The 13,773-nt window shown below is 64.2% G+C and carries 17 protein-coding genes; 11 read left to right on the top strand and 6 right to left on the bottom strand.

The window, feature by feature from the left end; translation table 11 throughout:
* Window positions 1-12: 12 nt before the first annotated feature.
* From AX284_RS03195 to AX284_RS03185, 3 genes are all read right to left on the bottom strand, one after another.
* Entirely contained in the window at window positions 13-507 is a 495-nt protein-coding gene (locus AX284_RS03195) for a gluconokinase (RefSeq protein WP_068383540.1), read from the bottom strand.
* A 41-nt stretch (window positions 508-548) separates the two neighbouring features.
* Window positions 549-1,412 carry an EamA family transporter gene (locus tag AX284_RS03190; protein WP_017640868.1) on the bottom strand — a complete coding sequence of 288 codons (864 nt, stop codon included), beginning with the start codon at window positions 1,410-1,412 and terminating at the stop codon, window positions 549-551.
* A gap of 69 nt (window positions 1,413-1,481) precedes the next feature.
* Window positions 1,482-1,826, bottom strand: coding sequence for a hypothetical protein (locus tag AX284_RS03185; protein WP_068383538.1), 345 nt, complete (start codon window positions 1,824-1,826; stop codon window positions 1,482-1,484).
* Between the two features lie 228 nt (window positions 1,827-2,054).
* On the opposite strand from AX284_RS03185, the gene AX284_RS03180 reads away from it, so the two are divergent.
* From AX284_RS03180 to AX284_RS03155, 7 genes are all read left to right on the top strand, one after another.
* On the top strand, window positions 2,055-4,499 hold the full coding sequence (locus tag AX284_RS03180; RefSeq protein ID WP_017640866.1) for a Lon protease family protein: 2,445 nt from the start codon (window positions 2,055-2,057) through the stop codon (window positions 4,497-4,499).
* 161 nt (window positions 4,500-4,660) lie between these two features.
* On the top strand, window positions 4,661-5,002 hold the full coding sequence (locus tag AX284_RS03175; protein ID WP_007160783.1) for a PA4575 family protein: 342 nt from the start codon (window positions 4,661-4,663) through the stop codon (window positions 5,000-5,002).
* 81 nt (window positions 5,003-5,083) lie between these two features.
* Window positions 5,084-5,572, top strand: a complete 489-nt coding sequence (locus AX284_RS03170; protein ID WP_017640865.1) for a TIGR00645 family protein — start codon at window positions 5,084-5,086, stop codon at window positions 5,570-5,572.
* A 147-nt stretch (window positions 5,573-5,719) separates the two neighbouring features.
* Window positions 5,720-6,025, top strand: coding sequence for a DUF6482 family protein (locus tag AX284_RS03165; RefSeq protein ID WP_017640864.1), 306 nt, complete (start codon window positions 5,720-5,722; stop codon window positions 6,023-6,025).
* Entirely contained in the window at window positions 6,022-7,572 is a 1,551-nt protein-coding gene (locus AX284_RS03160) for a cryptochrome/photolyase family protein (protein ID WP_068383536.1), read from the top strand. The genes AX284_RS03165 and AX284_RS03160 overlap by 4 nt, the downstream gene beginning before the upstream one ends.
* Window positions 7,569-7,727, top strand: a complete 159-nt coding sequence (locus tag AX284_RS11670) for a DUF2256 domain-containing protein (RefSeq protein ID WP_082731499.1) — start codon at window positions 7,569-7,571, stop codon at window positions 7,725-7,727. The genes AX284_RS03160 and AX284_RS11670 overlap by 4 nt, the downstream gene beginning before the upstream one ends.
* 41 nt (window positions 7,728-7,768) lie before the next feature.
* Window positions 7,769-8,386 carry an FKBP-type peptidyl-prolyl cis-trans isomerase gene (locus AX284_RS03155; protein ID WP_068383534.1) on the top strand — a complete coding sequence of 206 codons (618 nt, stop codon included), beginning with the start codon at window positions 7,769-7,771 and terminating at the stop codon, window positions 8,384-8,386.
* A gap of 2 nt (window positions 8,387-8,388) precedes the next feature.
* Here the strand turns inward: AX284_RS03155 and AX284_RS03150 are convergent, their stop codons facing one another.
* Window positions 8,389-8,643 carry a PA4570 family protein gene (locus tag AX284_RS03150; RefSeq protein WP_017640860.1) on the bottom strand — a complete coding sequence of 85 codons (255 nt, stop codon included), beginning with the start codon at window positions 8,641-8,643 and terminating at the stop codon, window positions 8,389-8,391.
* A 134-nt stretch (window positions 8,644-8,777) separates the two neighbouring features.
* Window positions 8,778-9,752: a polyprenyl synthetase family protein gene (locus tag AX284_RS03145; RefSeq protein ID WP_068383526.1), complete on the bottom strand. Its 975-nt coding sequence runs from the start codon at window positions 9,750-9,752 to the stop codon at window positions 8,778-8,780.
* Between the two features lie 400 nt (window positions 9,753-10,152).
* Here AX284_RS03145 and rplU point away from each other — a divergent pair, with 400 nt between their 5' ends.
* The 4 genes from rplU to proB all read left to right on the top strand — a co-directional run bounded on the left by rplU (window position 10,153) and on the right by proB (window position 13,222).
* The gene (rplU, locus tag AX284_RS03140) at window positions 10,153-10,467 is read left to right on the top strand and encodes a 50S ribosomal protein L21 (RefSeq protein WP_007160791.1); all 315 of its coding nucleotides are present in this window, start codon (window positions 10,153-10,155) and stop codon (window positions 10,465-10,467) included.
* A 26-nt stretch (window positions 10,468-10,493) separates the two neighbouring features.
* Window positions 10,494-10,754, top strand: coding sequence for a 50S ribosomal protein L27 (rpmA, locus tag AX284_RS03135; protein WP_007160792.1), 261 nt, complete (start codon window positions 10,494-10,496; stop codon window positions 10,752-10,754).
* A gap of 122 nt (window positions 10,755-10,876) precedes the next feature.
* Window positions 10,877-12,088, top strand: a complete 1,212-nt coding sequence (gene cgtA, locus AX284_RS03130; RefSeq protein WP_068383524.1) for an Obg family GTPase CgtA — start codon at window positions 10,877-10,879, stop codon at window positions 12,086-12,088.
* A gap of 15 nt (window positions 12,089-12,103) precedes the next feature.
* Complete coding sequence (proB, locus tag AX284_RS03125) at window positions 12,104-13,222, top strand: glutamate 5-kinase (protein ID WP_017640856.1); 1,119 nt, start codon at window positions 12,104-12,106, stop codon at window positions 13,220-13,222.
* A gap of 95 nt (window positions 13,223-13,317) precedes the next feature.
* On the opposite strand, the gene rpsT is transcribed toward proB, so the two are convergent.
* Window positions 13,318-13,596, bottom strand: coding sequence for a 30S ribosomal protein S20 (gene rpsT / locus AX284_RS03120; RefSeq protein WP_017640855.1), 279 nt, complete (start codon window positions 13,594-13,596; stop codon window positions 13,318-13,320).
* Window positions 13,597-13,773: the final 177 nt, after the last annotated feature.

Raw genomic sequence — 13,773 nt, 5'->3', positions numbered from 1 at the left:
TGACCGCAGCGCTCAGGCGCTGCGGTCGTGCTCCAGCACCTCGTCCACCAGTTGCTCCGGCGACTGGCGCACGTCCAGCACCTGGGCCTCCAGGTGGTCGGGCGCTTCCAGGGTATCGAGTTGGCTCTGCAACAGCTTTGGATCGAAGAAGTGCCCACGGCGGCTGCCGATACGCTCGGCGAGCAGCTCCGGGGAGCCTTTGAGAAACAGCAGACGCACACCTTCGAGGCCGTTCAGCAGGCGATCTCGATAGACTTTCTTCAGCGCCGAACAGGCGAACACCCGGGTGGTGCCCTCGGCCCGCGCCTGCTGCATGGCAGCGTGGATGGCATCCAGCCAAGGCCAGCGATCCTCGTCGGTGAGGGCGATACCCTTGGCCATCTTGTCCTTGTTGGCCTGGCTGTGAAAGGTGTCGGCATCGTCGAAACGGCAGCCTAGTCGGCTGGCCAGGAGTTCGCCCAGGGTGGTCTTGCCACTGCCCGAGACGCCCATTATCAGATAGATCATCGTCGGTACTCCGCGTGAGGATTCGCCTCGTTATAGAGTCCCTAGAGCGGCGTTTGCTCCGGGGTCAGACGGCTGCTCCAGGTGGCGCCGATCGAGGCGGCGATGATGCAGGCGAGAGCGAACCATTGGGCGACACCCAGGATCTCGCCGAGGAACACCCAGCCGGAAAGGGCGCCCAGCGCGGGTTCCAGACTCATCAGGGTGCCAAAGGTCGAGGCCGGCAGGCGGGTGAGCACGACCATTTCCAGGGCATAGGGAATGGCCGTGGACATCAGAGCCAAGGCCAGTGCCAGTGGCCAGATTTCCGGTTGCAAGAGATTGCTGCCGCTGTGAACGATGCCGATGGGCAGAATCACCAGGGCGGCGATGGAAGCGCCAAAGGCCACCGTGCCGGTGCCATGGACCGCGCCCGCGCGCTTGCCCAGCACGATGTACAACGCCCAGCAGGCACCGGCACCCAGTGCCAGGCTGGTACCCAGGGGATCCAGCGCCGAGGCGTTGTGACCGAAGGGCAGGAGCACGGCCAGGCCGGCGACCACCAGGACGATCCACAGCAGGTCCAGCCAGCGGCGCAGCGCACACAGCGCCACCACCAGGGGGCCGACGAATTCCAGGCCAACGGCGATGCCGATCGGCAGGCGCTGCATGGCCATATAGATGGTCAGGTTCATCACGCCCATGGCGACGCCATAGCCCAGTAGACTGCCCAGCGCCTCGCGGCGGAAGTTGCGCCAGGGACGCAGCACGATCAGCAGGACCAGGGCGGCGAAGATCAGGCGCAGGGTGGTGACACCCACCGGGTCGAGGCGCAGGAACAGCGTCTTGGCCAGACTCGCGCTGGTCTGGATCGAGGTCATGGCGACCAGCAGCAGGGCGACGGCGAACAGCGGCGAACGGGCGGACATTGGCTGAGCTCAACAAGCGGGCCCGCCAGCATAGGTCATCCTATCTGTGCTGCAAGGATGGCTGCGACCTCAACGTGTTTTGGAGCGCAGATGCAGTTGCTCCGCGCCTTCGCGGTTTTCCCGGACCTGCTCGATGAAGCGCTGCTGCTCTTCGCGCTGGGCCACCTGCACGCATTGCGCGTAGCCCGCGTCCCAGCCCTGCTGATAGGGCTTCTCCGCGACGAAGCGGCGCGCATCCTTGTGTTCGTACCCAATGCCATTGACCGCCTGCTTGCCGGTCTGGCAGCCGTCGCTGAAGCCGTCGGCATAGGCCGCCGGATAGCCTTTGGCAATCAGTTGGTCGTGATAACTGGTGCAGGCCGCGAGCGCGGACAGCAGGAAGAACAGCGGAATGAAACGACGAGAGCCAGCCATGGGGCCTCCTCACGGGATCCTACGACTGATCCCCCTACAGAGAGCTTAGTAGGCGTCTGGTGAGAATTTCGTCAAAAAACGCTGGGGTCGGAAAATACCGACAGACGTCATGTCAGCCTCTTCGAACCGCTGCGTTTAAATATGCAGGGGAGCGCTGCTTGCCTTGCCTCCGCTGTCATCCCGGTCGCAGAATGCGGACACTGCTTGCATGCCTGACAAGGACTTACGATGCACGATCCCGTCGCGGCCGGTCTCCGGCTCGCTCCCGATGAGCTGACCCGCCCCTTCGCTCCCGAACAATTCTCCTTTGCCGATACCGATCAGCTCGAACCCTTCCGCGGCATCCTGGGCCAGGAGCGCGCGGTTGAAGCCCTGCAGTTCGGGGTGGCCATGCCGCGGCCCGGCTACAACGTCTTTGTCATGGGCGAGCCGGGCACCGGTCGCTTCTCCTTCGTGCAACGCTATCTCAAGGCCGAGGCCAAGCGGCAGCCGACGCCCAACGACTGGGTGTACCTGAATCACTTCGAAGAGCCGCGCGCACCGGGAGCCCTGGAACTGCCACCTGGCGAGGGCGAGGCCTTCGTGGCCGACATGGCCCATTTCATCGACAACCTGCTGGCCACCTTTCCGGCGGTGTTCGAACACCCGGCGTTCCAGCAGAAGAAGAACGCCATCGAGCGTGCCTTCAACCAGCGCTACGACCAGGCCCTGGACGTGGTAGAAAAGCTCGCCCTGGAAAAGGAGATCGCCCTCTACCGCGACGCCAACAATGTCGCCTTCACCCCCATGAAGGACGGCAAGGCGCTGGATGAGGCCGACTTCGCCCAGTTGCCCGAGGCCGAGCGCGAGCGCTTCCACGCCGATATCTCCAGCCTCGAAGAACGCCTCAACGAAGAACTGTCCAGCCTGCCGCAATGGCGGCGCGAGTCGAGCAACCAGCTGCGGGCGCTGAACGAGGACACCATCATCCAGGCCCTGCAGCCGCTGCTGGCGCCCTTGTCGGAGAAGTACAACGACAACCCCGGGGTCTGCGCCTATCTGCAGGCCATGCAGGTGGATCTACTCAAGACGGTGGTCGAGCAACTGGCCGACGACGCCAAGCCCGACATGCAGCGGCGCAAGGAATTGCGCGAGCAGTACGAGCCCAATCTGATCATCGGCCACCACGTCACCGGCGGTGCACCCGTGGTGTTCGAGTCCCACCCTACCTACGACAATCTCTTCGGTCGCATCGAGTACCAATCCGATCAGGGCGCGCTCTACACCAACTATCGCCAGCTGCGCCCGGGCGCCTTGCATCGTGCCAATGGCGGCTTCCTCATCGTCGAAGCCGACAAGCTGTTGACCGAGCCCTTCGTCTGGGACGCGCTCAAGCGTGCCCTGCATTCGCGCCAGCTGAAGATGGAATCGCCACTGGCCGAGCTGGGGCGCCTCACCGCCATGAGCCTGGCGCCCCAGCAGATCCCGCTGCAGCTCAAGGTCATCATCATCGGCTCGCGCAACATCTACTACACCCTGCAGGAGCTGGATTCGGACTTCCAGGAGATGTTCCGGGTGCTGGTGGACTTCGACGAAGAACTGCCGCTGCGTGACGAGAGCCTGGAGCAGTTCGCCCAGCTGCTCAAGACGCGCACCTCGGAAGAGGGCATGGCGCCCCTGACCTCGGCGGCCGTGGCCCGTCTGGCCACCTACAGTGCCCGGTTGGCCGAGCACCAGGGGCGGCTGTCAGCGCGTATCGGCGATCTGTTCCAACTGGTCAGCGAAGCCGATTTCATCCGCCATCTGGCCGGGGACGAGCGCACCGACAAGGGCCATGTCGAGCGCGCGCTCAAGGCCAAGGAAACCCGCACTGGACGCGTCTGTGCCCGGGTGCTGGACGACATGCTCACCGGGCTCATCCTCATCGACACCCAGGGCGCCGCAGTGGGCAAGTGCAACGGCCTGACGGTGCTGGAAGTGGCCGATTCCGCCTTTGGCATGCCGGCGCGCATCTCGGCCACCGTCTACCCGGGTGCCAGCGGCATCCTCGACATCGAGCGTGAGGTCAGCCTGGGCCAGCCGATCCACTCCAAGGGGGTGATGATCCTGACCGGCTACCTGGGGAGTCGCTATGCCCAGGAATTCCCCCTGTCGATCTCGGCCAGCATCGCCCTGGAACAGTCCTATGGCTACGTCGATGGCGACAGTGCCTCCCTGGGCGAGGCCTGTACCCTGATCTCCGCGCTGTCGCGCACCCCGCTCAAGCAGTGTTTCGCCATCACCGGCTCCATCAACCAGTTCGGCGAGGTCCAGCCGGTCGGCGGCGTGAACGAGAAGATCGAAGGTTTCTTCCGCCTCTGCCAGGCCCGCGGCCTGACCGGCGAGCAGGGCGTGATCATCCCGCGCGCCAATGTCACCAACTTGATGCTCGACGAAACCGTGTTGGAAGCGGTCCGTGAAGGGCTGTTCCATGTCTATGCCGTACGTCAGGCGGACGAGGCCCTGTCGCTGCTGGTGGGCGAGCCCGCCGGGGCGCCCGATGCCAAGGGCCGCTTCCCCGACGGCAGCGTCAATGCGCGCGTGGTACAGCGTCTCAAGGAAATCGCCGAGCTCGAACTGGAAGATGAACTGGCCGACAAACTCAGTGATAACTCCAAGGCAAAAGGGAAAAACAACGAAGCGGAGGAGAACTGAGGTCCAGGGGGCAGGTCGGATTTTGTACAAGGCGTCGCAGCCCAAGTAGCACGGCGCCCAGACCCGCTTGCCCCCTGTTGACCAACAGGGTTGTCCACAGCCTTTGTGGATACCTCTGGCCTAGGACCGGCGAGCATTGAGCGCTTCGAGAGGATGACGCCATGTCCCGCACCATTACCCTGATCCGTCCCTGCCTGGGCCTCGTCACCCGTATCGAATGCGAAATCAAGCCGCTCGGTCAGGAACAGGGCCTCTGGACCCTGCTGTGCGCTGCCGGCCTCAATGGCCAGCAGCCCACCGCCATCAAGGCCCAGGGGCCTTTCCACGGGCCCAAGGCGGCCGAAGGCGTCATGACCGCCATCGCCGAGAACCTGGTCGAACAGGGCTATATTCAGGTCGAAGAGACCCAGATCTGGCGCCTGCACATGCAGAGTGAACTGCGCAAGATGAATGGCGAACGCGCCCATCAGCAGGTCCGCTTCCAGGTCGGTCCCGACGCCTGAGCGACGGTACAACCTGCCGCATTGGTCCGTCCGCAACGCCCCGGTATACTCGCCCGGCCCTGGTAAACCGAGCGAGTCTGCATGGAACGTCTGATCGAAAAAGCCCTTTACGCCTCCCGCTGGCTGCTGGCGCCCATCTATCTGGGATTGTCGTTGGCGCTGGTTCTGCTGGCGCTCAAGTTCTTTCAGGAAGTCTTCCACGTCCTGCCGCATATCTTCGAATCCACCGAAGCCGAGCTGATCCTGCTGGTGCTGTCGCTCATCGATATGGCGCTCGTGGGTGGTCTGCTGGTCATGGTGATGATCTCCGGCTATGAGAACTTCGTGTCCCAGCTGGACATCGACGAAGGGTCGGAAAAGCTCAGCTGGCTGGGCAAGATGGATTCGGGGTCGCTCAAGAACAAGGTGGCCGCCTCTATTGTCGCCATCTCCTCGATCCACCTGCTGCGCATCTTCATGGATGCCCAGAACACCAATCCCGAATATCTCAAGTGGTACGTGATCATTCACCTGGTGTTCGTGGTCTCGGCCTTCGCCATGGGTTACCTGGATCGGCTGACCAAGCACTGACCGGCAGAGCGGCCACTCGTCCGCCGTCGGCATCTTTCGCTTACGCTTTGTGGATTGCGCCGTTGCGCTTGCCTGTCCTAGGTTGTCGAATGCTCACAGCTGCCAATCGACGTCATCCCGGATGTCGATCTCGACCCGGAGGTTCCCATGCAATTGCCGGAATTGACCCAGCGCGCCCAGGCCGGCGAGGTCCGTGAACTTAACCTGCTGTCCATCGAGGGCGGCTTCTATGTGCTCGAGGTGCTCACCCAGGACGGTCGCACGCGGCTGACTGGACGGGACGGGCACTTCTACCGCCTGGGCTCGGCCGCCCAGGCCCGCCGCCTGCTGGCCGATCTGCCGGCACTGCCGTGCTTTCTCATCCAGCACAGCGCCTACGACGAGATGGTCGGCATGGCGCCACGCTCGACGGAGCCGCTGAAGATCCCGCTGAACTACCGGAACGCCTCTTGAGCAAGGGCGCCGTCCGGCGCCTGCTACCGGTCTTCGGCGATCAGCTGTCGCCCCAGCTGGCGTCCCTGCGCGACGCCGATCCCGCGCAGGACGTCTTGCTGCTCGCCGAGGTCATGAGCGAGGCCAGCTATGTGCCTCACCATCCGCGCAAGATCGCCCTGATCTTCAGTGCCATGCGCCATTTCGCCATCGAGATGCGCGCGCGTGGCTTCCAGGTCCACTACCGTACCCTGGACGACCCGGACAACCAGGGCTCGCTGCCGGCCGAGATCGCCTGCTGGGTCAGGGCGTCGGGCGCGCACGAGGTCCATCTGACCGAGACCGGCGAATGGCGACTGGAGCAGGCGCTGCACGGGCTCGATCTGGCAGTGCCTGTGCGCTGGCACGGCGACGACCGATTTCTCTGCAGTCGCGCCGCCTTCGCCCGCTGGGCCGGAACCCGCACCGAATTGCGCATGGAGGCCTTCTACCGCGGCATGCGCAGGCGCCACGGCTGGCTGATGGAGGGACCAGACGAGCCTTGCGGTGGCGTCTGGAATCTGGACAAGGACAATCGCAAGGCGCTGCCCAGGGGCCATCCTGTTCCCGAGCCCTTCAGCTGTCCGCCCGATGCCTGTACCCAAGAAGTGCTCGAGCTGGTCGGGCAGCGCTTCGCTCACCACTATGGCCGGCTCGACGGCTTCGACCATCCAGTGACCCGCGCGGATGCCGAGCGCCTCTGGCGGCACTTCCTGGATGCAGGGCTGCGCGACTTCGGTACCTACCAGGACGCCATGGCCCGCGGCGAGCCCTATCTGCATCACGCCCGGATCAGTGCGGCGCTCAATATCGGGCTGCTGGACCTGCGCCAGCTCTGCGCGGAGGTGGATGCCGCTTATCGTGAGGGGAGGGTGCCGCTCAACAGTGCCGAGGGCTTCCTGCGCCAGCTGATCGGCTGGCGGGAGTATGTCCATGGCGTCTACTGGCTGCGCATGCCCGAGTACCGCGAGCTCAACGTACTCGGCAATACCCGGGCGCTACCGGACTTCTACTGGACCGGAGCCACTGACATGGCCTGCATGCGCCAGGCCATCGGCCAGACCCTGGCGCTGGGCTACGCCCACCATATCCAGCGGTTGATGGTCACCGGCAATTTCGCCCTGCTGGCCGGTATCGCGCCCCAGGCCATTGGCGAGTGGTATCTGGCGGTCTACCTGGATGCCTTCGAGTGGGTCGAGCTGCCCAATACCCAGGCCATGGTGATGCATGCGGACGGTGGCTATCTGGCGAGCAAGCCCTATTGCGCCAGCGGCCAGTACATCCGTCGCCAGTCCGACTACTGCAAGGGCTGCAACTACCAGATCACGGAAGCGCTGGGCGACAGTGCCTGTCCCTTCAACGCCCTCTACTGGCACTTCCTGATCCGCCATCGCGAGCGGTTCGCCCAGTATCCGCGCATGCTCAATCTCTATCGCAATCTCGACCGCCAGGCCCCCGAGCGTCAGCAGGCCCTCTGGCAGCGTGGCGAGGCCCTGCTGACGCGTCTCGACGCGGGAGAATCCCTATGAAGAAGGGTGACCTGCCCACCAAGCTCTGTCCGGTCTGCCAGCGGCCCTTCACCTGGCGCAAGAAGTGGGAGCGCAACTGGGACGAGGTGCGCTACTGCTCCGAGCGCTGTCGCCGGCAGCGTGGCAGCCTGGGCGGCGGCGAGTCGAGTCCCTGATGTGCTAGGCTCGGCTCCTTTTTCACGATGGAAAGGCTGCTATGAACGACATCCTGCTCGACACCGACGAAGCCCGCGTCAGCTATGGCATCGGCCGCCAGCTGGGCGATCAGCTGCGCCAGAATCCGGTCCCCGGCATGCAACTGGCTGCCGTGCTTGCGGGCCTGACCGAAGCCTTCGATGGCCAGGATTCCCGGGTGGACGTCGAGTCGCTGAATGCCAGCTTCCGCGTCATCCGCGAGCGCATGCAGGCGGAAGCCCAGGCCAAGGCCGCCGCAGCGGCCCAGGAAGGCGTCGACTACCTGAAGGCCAACGCCGAGCGCCCTGGCGTCGTGGTGCTGCCATCCGGTCTGCAATATGAAGTGCTCACCCAAGGTGAGGGCGCTACGCCAACTCGCGAAGACCAGGTACGCACCCACTACCATGGCACCCTCATCGACGGCAGCGTGTTCGACAGCTCCTACCAGCGCGGCCAGCCGGCCGAGTTTCCGGTCGGCGGCGTGATCGCCGGCTGGACCGAAGCCCTGCAACTGATGTCCGCCGGTAGCAAGTGGCGCCTGCATGTGCCCAGCGAACTGGCCTATGGCGCCCAAGGCGTCGGCGGCATCCCGCCGCACAGCGTGCTGGTGTTCGACGTCGAGTTGCTCGACGTTCTCTAACGCTAGCAGTCCAGGCGTAGCGCCTCGTTTTCCGGGCGCAGTGCCAAGGCGTAGCTGAACAGGAAGACCTGGCGGATCTGCTCCTTCACCACCCGCGGTTCGCTGGAAGTGAGGCTGTGCAGATCCAGCTCGCCCAGGTCCTTGAGTTCTTCCAGGGCCGTCTCGTCCAACTCCGCGCAAACCTTGCCGGTTTCCCGATTGAGGATGCGCAGATAGGGATGAGGCCGGTCCAGCCAGGCGTCGATCAGATAAGTCATGGGAAGGCTCCTGCTGTGCTATTTATGAGAATAATTCTTATTCAATAAATAGCAAGGGATTACCTGACTTTTTTGGTCGGACATGAAAAAGCCCGCGGTCTGGCGACGGCGGGCTCGATCGGTCGGCGCAAGCGTCAGTGAGTCCGGGCCACCGAGAAGCGACCCAGTTCGGCCAGGGCGTCGCGATATTCGCTGGCGGGCAGGGCGTCCAGGCAGGCGATGGCCCGCTCGGCGAATTCCTGCGCCTTGCGCGCCGTGTAGTCGAGGGCGCCGGCGGCTTCGACGGCGGCACGCACGCTTTCCAGGTCCTGGCTGCCGCCCTGGCGGATCGCCTGGCGCACCAGCGCCGCCTGTTCGGCAGTGCCTTCGCGCATGGTCACGATCAGCGGCAGGGTCGGCTTGCCCTCGGCGAGGTCGTCACCGACGTTCTTGCCCAGGGCCACGGCGTCGCCCTGGTAGTCGAGCAGGTCATCGACCAGTTGGAAGGCCACGCCCAGGTGATCGCCATAGCGGCGCAGGGCTTCGGCCTGCTCGGCGTTGGCGCCGGCTAGGATCGCCGCGCTGTGGGTGGAGGCTTCGAAGAGCATGGCGGTCTTGCCGCGGATGACCTCCATGTAGATATCTTCGGTGGTGCTGGCGTCACGGATCTTCGACAGCTGCAGTACCTCGCCTTCGGCGATGACGCGGGTCGCCTGGGAGATGATGCGCATCACCTCCATGGAGCCCAGCGCCACCATCATCTCGAAGGAGCGGGCATAGAGGAAATCGCCGACCAGCACGCTGGGGGCATTGCCCCAGAGGGCGTTGGCGGTGGAACGGCCGCGGCGCATACCTGAGGCATCGACGACATCGTCGTGCAGCAGGGTGGAGGTGTGCAGGAATTCGATGGTCGCCGCCAGCAACTGCAGATCGTGGTCGGCGCGCCCGAGGGCCTTGCCGGCCAGCAGCACCAGCAGCGGACGCAGGCGTTTGCCGCCGGCGGAGACGATGTAGTCGCCAATCTTCTCGACCAGCGGCACGCGCGAGGTCAGCTGCTGGCGGATGATGCCGTCTACGGCGGCGAAATCGTCCGTCACCACGCGATAGAAGGACTGGGATTGCTGCGTCATTGAGAGGTGTCCACTGGAGGTCCGGGCAATATTCAGGCGGCCGGATGGCGCATGACCGCCAGACTATGCCCTAGGGACCGGCACCAGTGCCATGCCCAGGGATTGCCATCGCGCTCCCGCGGCTCGCCGCTCCTGCCGATTCGGTTGGGCACCGGCCCGGCATGGCCGCTGAACGAGGTTGCGCGGCATGCTAGGGGTGGGGTGGGGGACTGTCAAGGCGCGGGCGGGCGGCTCTTGCCTCCGGGCCTTGGCTTGCGTAGAATCGCGGGCCCTGAACATTCCTAGGGTTAACCCCCTGTCTTACGCAATTGCGCGGCGCTCCTTCCGGTCCCGTGCAGCCATGCCGGTCGACGATACCTCTTATAAAGCACCGGGTGAGCAGGTTTAACGGAGATTTACCATGTCCTACGCAGTTATCGTTACCGGTGGCAAGCAATACAAGGTCGCCGAAGGCGAGTACCTGAAGGTCGAGAAGCTCGACATCGCCACCGGTGAAACCGTCACCTTCGACCAGGTTCTGCTGGTTGGCAACGGTGACGACGTCAAGATCGGTCTGCCGGTCGTTGATGGTGCCAAAGTGACCGCCGAAGTGACCGCCCAGGGCCGTCACGACAAGGTCACCATCATCAAATTCCGTCGTCGTAAGCATCACATGAAGCGTCAGGGCCACCGTCAGTGGTTCACTGAAATCAAGATCACTGGCATCCAGGCCTGATCTCGCCTCTAACGGAGAATTGACTCATGGCACACAAAAAAGCGGGTGGTTCTACTCGTAACGGTCGCGATTCCGAAAGCAAACGCCTTGGCGTGAAGCTGTACGGCGGCCAGGTCGTCAAGGCCGGTAACATCATCGTGCGTCAGCGCGGCACCCAGTACCATGCCGGTTACGGCGTGGGCCTTGGCAAGGATCACACCCTGTTCGCGAAAGTGGACGGCGTGATCAAGTTCGACGTGAAGGGCGCCTTCGGCCGTCGTTACGTGAGCATCGTCGCCGCCGCCTAAGGCCCGTGACGAAAGAAAAGCCCTGTCTACCCGACGGGGCTTTTTCGTTTGTAGTTAAGCTATTTCCCTTGTAGTTAAGCTATTTCCTTGTTTGCAGCGGCCCGCGAGCGCGGGAGGTCCAGATGAAATTCGTCGATGAAGTATCCATACACGTAAAAGCGGGTGACGGCGGCAACGGCATGATGAGTTTCCGCCGGGAGAAATTCATCGAGAAGGGTGGCCCCAATGGCGGTGATGGCGGTGATGGCGGGTCGATCTGGCTCGAAGCCGACATCAACCTGAACACCCTGGTCGATTACCGTTACACCCGGCGTTTCACCGCGCAGAACGGTGAGAAGGGCGGGAGCACCGAGTGCACCGGCGCCAAGGGTGAAGACCTGGTGCTGCCGGTTCCCGTGGGCACCACGGTGATCGATGCGGCGACCCAGGAAATCATTGGTGACCTGACCCAGCCCGGTCAGCGCATCCGTGTCGTCCAAGGCGGCTGGCACGGCCTGGGCAACACCCGGTTCAAGTCCAGTACCAATCGCGCGCCGCGGCAGACCACCCCCGGCAAGCCCGGTGAAGAGCGCGACCTCAAGCTGGAGCTCAAGGTGCTGGCGGACATCGGTCTGCTCGGCCTGCCCAATGCCGGCAAGAGCACCTTCATCCGTGCGGTGTCGGCCGCCAAGCCCAAGGTGGCGGACTATCCCTTCACCACCCTGGTGCCGAACCTAGGCGTGGTCAGCGTCGGGCGTTTCAAGAGCTTCGTGGTCGCCGACATTCCGGGGCTGATCGAAGGCGCTTCGGAAGGCGCGGGCCTGGGGATTCGTTTCCTCAAGCACCTGGCGCGCACCCGCCTGCTGCTGCACCTCGTCGACATGGCGCCCCTGGACGAGAGCGATCCGGCCGAGGCTGCCGAGACCATCATCAACGAGCTGACCAAGTTCAGCCCGGCGCTGGGCGAGCGTGATCGCTGGCTGGTGCTGAACAAGGCCGACCAACTGCTCGATGACGAGCGCGAAGAGCGCCTCAAGGCGGTGGTCGAGCGGTTGGACTGGCAGGGTCCGGTCTTCGTCATCTCCGCCCTGGAGCGGGAAGGCACCGAGCAGCTCTGTCAGGCGATCATGCAGTACCTCGACGAGCGTACCCTACGTCTTGCCGAGGATCCGGCCTATGCCGAGGCGCTGGAAGAACTCGATCAGCGCATCGAGGACGAGGCGCGGGCGCGGCTGCAGGCGCTGGACGACCAGCGTGCGCTGCGTCGTGCCGGAGTCAAGGCAGTGGACGATGCCGATGACGACTTCGATGACGAAGACGACGGCGACGGTCCGGAAATCTTCTACGTACGGTAAGAAAGGAGCTTGCCCATGCGTGATCAGGTGTCTGGCGCCCAGCGCTGGGTGGTGAAGATCGGTAGTGCCCTGCTGACCGACGACGGTCGTTGCCTGGACGGCGGGGCCATGGCCGGCTGGGTCGAGCAGATGGTGGCGCTGCACCAGGCCGGCATCGAGCTGGTGCTGGTCTCTTCGGGGGCGGTGGCGGCTGGTATGAGTCGGCTCGGCTGGGCGCAGCGCCCGACCGCCATCAACGAGTTGCAGGCCGCGGCGGCGGTGGGGCAGATGGGGCTGGTGCAGGCCTGGGAATCCAGTTTCGCCGAGCATCAGGTGCAGACCGCGCAGATCCTGCTCACCCATGACGACCTGTCCGATCGCAAGCGCTATCTCAATGCCCGCAGCACCCTGCGCACCCTGGTGAGCCTGGGTGTGGTGCCGGTGATCAACGAGAACGATACCGTCGTGACCGACGAGATCCGCTTTGGCGACAACGACACCCTGGCTGCCCTGGTGGCCAATCTGGTCGAGGCCGATCTGCTGGTCATCCTCACCGATCGCGATGGCATGTTCGACGCCGATCCGCGCAACAACCCCGACGCCAGCCTCATCAGCGAGGCGCGCGCCGACGATCCGGCTCTGGATCTGGTCGCTGGCGGTACCGGCGGCGCCCTGGGGCGTGGCGGCATGCAGACCAAGCTGCGCGCGGCTCGTCTCGCGGCGCGCTCCGGTGCCTATACCGTCATCGTCGGTGGCCGTATCCAGCAGGTGCTCAGTCGCCTGCAGCAGGGCGAGCAGCTGGGCACCCTGCTGTCACCCGAGCGCGGCCTGGTGGCGGCGCGCAAGCAGTGGCTGGCCGGGCATTTGCAGGTGCGTGGCACCCTGCGCCTGGACGCCGGTGCGGTGCAGGCCCTGGTGGGCGGGCATCGTAGTCTGCTGCCGGTGGGTGTGCGGGAGTTGGAGGGCAGCTTTCGGCGTGGCGAGATGGTCGCCTGCGTCGGTCCGGATGGGCGCGAAGTGGCGCGTGGTCTGGTCAACTACAGTGCGACCGAGGCGCGACGCATCCTGGGAAGACCTTCGGATGCCATCGTCGTCGAGTTGGGTTACGTCTACGAGCCCGAACTGATCCATCGGGACAATCTGGTCCTGGTCTGACGATCGTCGATCCTGGCGCCTCTTCGGAGGCGTTGTGTTCTCAAATCGCAGGCAATAAAAAACCGGCCGAGGCCGGTTTTTTATTCGAACGCTGATCAGGCGGCGGCGGGGGTAGCCAGGGCCTTGATGTGAGCGTTCAGGCGGCTCTTGTGGCGAGCGGCCTTGTTCTTGTCGATGATGCCCTTGTCGGCCATGCGGTCGATGACCGGAACGGCAGCGATATAGGCGGACTTGGCTTTTTCCAGGTCCTTGGCGTCGATCGCCTTGACGACGTTCTTGATGTAGGTGCGCACCATGGAGCGCAGGCTCGCATTGTGGCTGCGACGCTTCTCAGCCTGTTTGGCGCGTTTTTTGGCGGAGGGGGAGTTAGCCACCGTGGAGCTCCTTCGAAAAAGACTGTATTGGGTACAGAGCGAACTCTGTAGCGAGTACAGAGCTAAATTAAGGTCGCGAATCTTGACGCCCCTGGCGGCGGCTGTCAAGGCTGTCTGGATGGATATCCGGCTGGTCGCCGATGAAGTGCGTCGTTACACTCGATCGCTTGTGCCCAT

This window comes from Pseudomonas sp. HUK17 (assembly GCF_001566765.1).
This window is presented reverse-complemented; position numbering and strand designations above follow the sequence as displayed.

Bases quoted from the DNA above. Each gene is read 5' to 3' on its own strand.
- AX284_RS03195 (WP_068383540.1), bottom strand. From the start codon at position 507: ATGATCTATCTGATAATGGGCGTCTCGGGCAGTGGCAAGACCACCCTG.
- cgtA (WP_068383524.1), top strand. From the start codon at position 10,877: ATGAAATTCGTCGATGAAGTATCCATACACGTAAAAGCGGGTGACGGC.
- AX284_RS03145 (WP_068383526.1), bottom strand. From the start codon at position 9,752: ATGACGCAGCAATCCCAGTCCTTCTATCGCGTGGTGACGGACGATTTC.
- AX284_RS03170 (WP_017640865.1), top strand. From the start codon at position 5,084: ATGGAACGTCTGATCGAAAAAGCCCTTTACGCCTCCCGCTGGCTGCTG.
- rplU (WP_007160791.1), top strand. From the start codon at position 10,153: ATGTCCTACGCAGTTATCGTTACCGGTGGCAAGCAATACAAGGTCGCC.
- AX284_RS03185 (WP_068383538.1), bottom strand. From the start codon at position 1,826: ATGGCTGGCTCTCGTCGTTTCATTCCGCTGTTCTTCCTGCTGTCCGCG.
- proB (WP_017640856.1), top strand. From the start codon at position 12,104: ATGCGTGATCAGGTGTCTGGCGCCCAGCGCTGGGTGGTGAAGATCGGT.
- AX284_RS03175 (WP_007160783.1), top strand. From the start codon at position 4,661: ATGTCCCGCACCATTACCCTGATCCGTCCCTGCCTGGGCCTCGTCACC.
- AX284_RS11670 (WP_082731499.1), top strand. From the start codon at position 7,569: ATGAAGAAGGGTGACCTGCCCACCAAGCTCTGTCCGGTCTGCCAGCGG.
- AX284_RS03155 (WP_068383534.1), top strand. From the start codon at position 7,769: ATGAACGACATCCTGCTCGACACCGACGAAGCCCGCGTCAGCTATGGC.
- AX284_RS03180 (WP_017640866.1), top strand. From the start codon at position 2,055: ATGCACGATCCCGTCGCGGCCGGTCTCCGGCTCGCTCCCGATGAGCTG.
- AX284_RS03190 (WP_017640868.1), bottom strand. From the start codon at position 1,412: ATGTCCGCCCGTTCGCCGCTGTTCGCCGTCGCCCTGCTGCTGGTCGCC.
- AX284_RS03165 (WP_017640864.1), top strand. From the start codon at position 5,720: ATGCAATTGCCGGAATTGACCCAGCGCGCCCAGGCCGGCGAGGTCCGT.
- rpmA (WP_007160792.1), top strand. From the start codon at position 10,494: ATGGCACACAAAAAAGCGGGTGGTTCTACTCGTAACGGTCGCGATTCC.
- AX284_RS03150 (WP_017640860.1), bottom strand. From the start codon at position 8,643: ATGACTTATCTGATCGACGCCTGGCTGGACCGGCCTCATCCCTATCTG.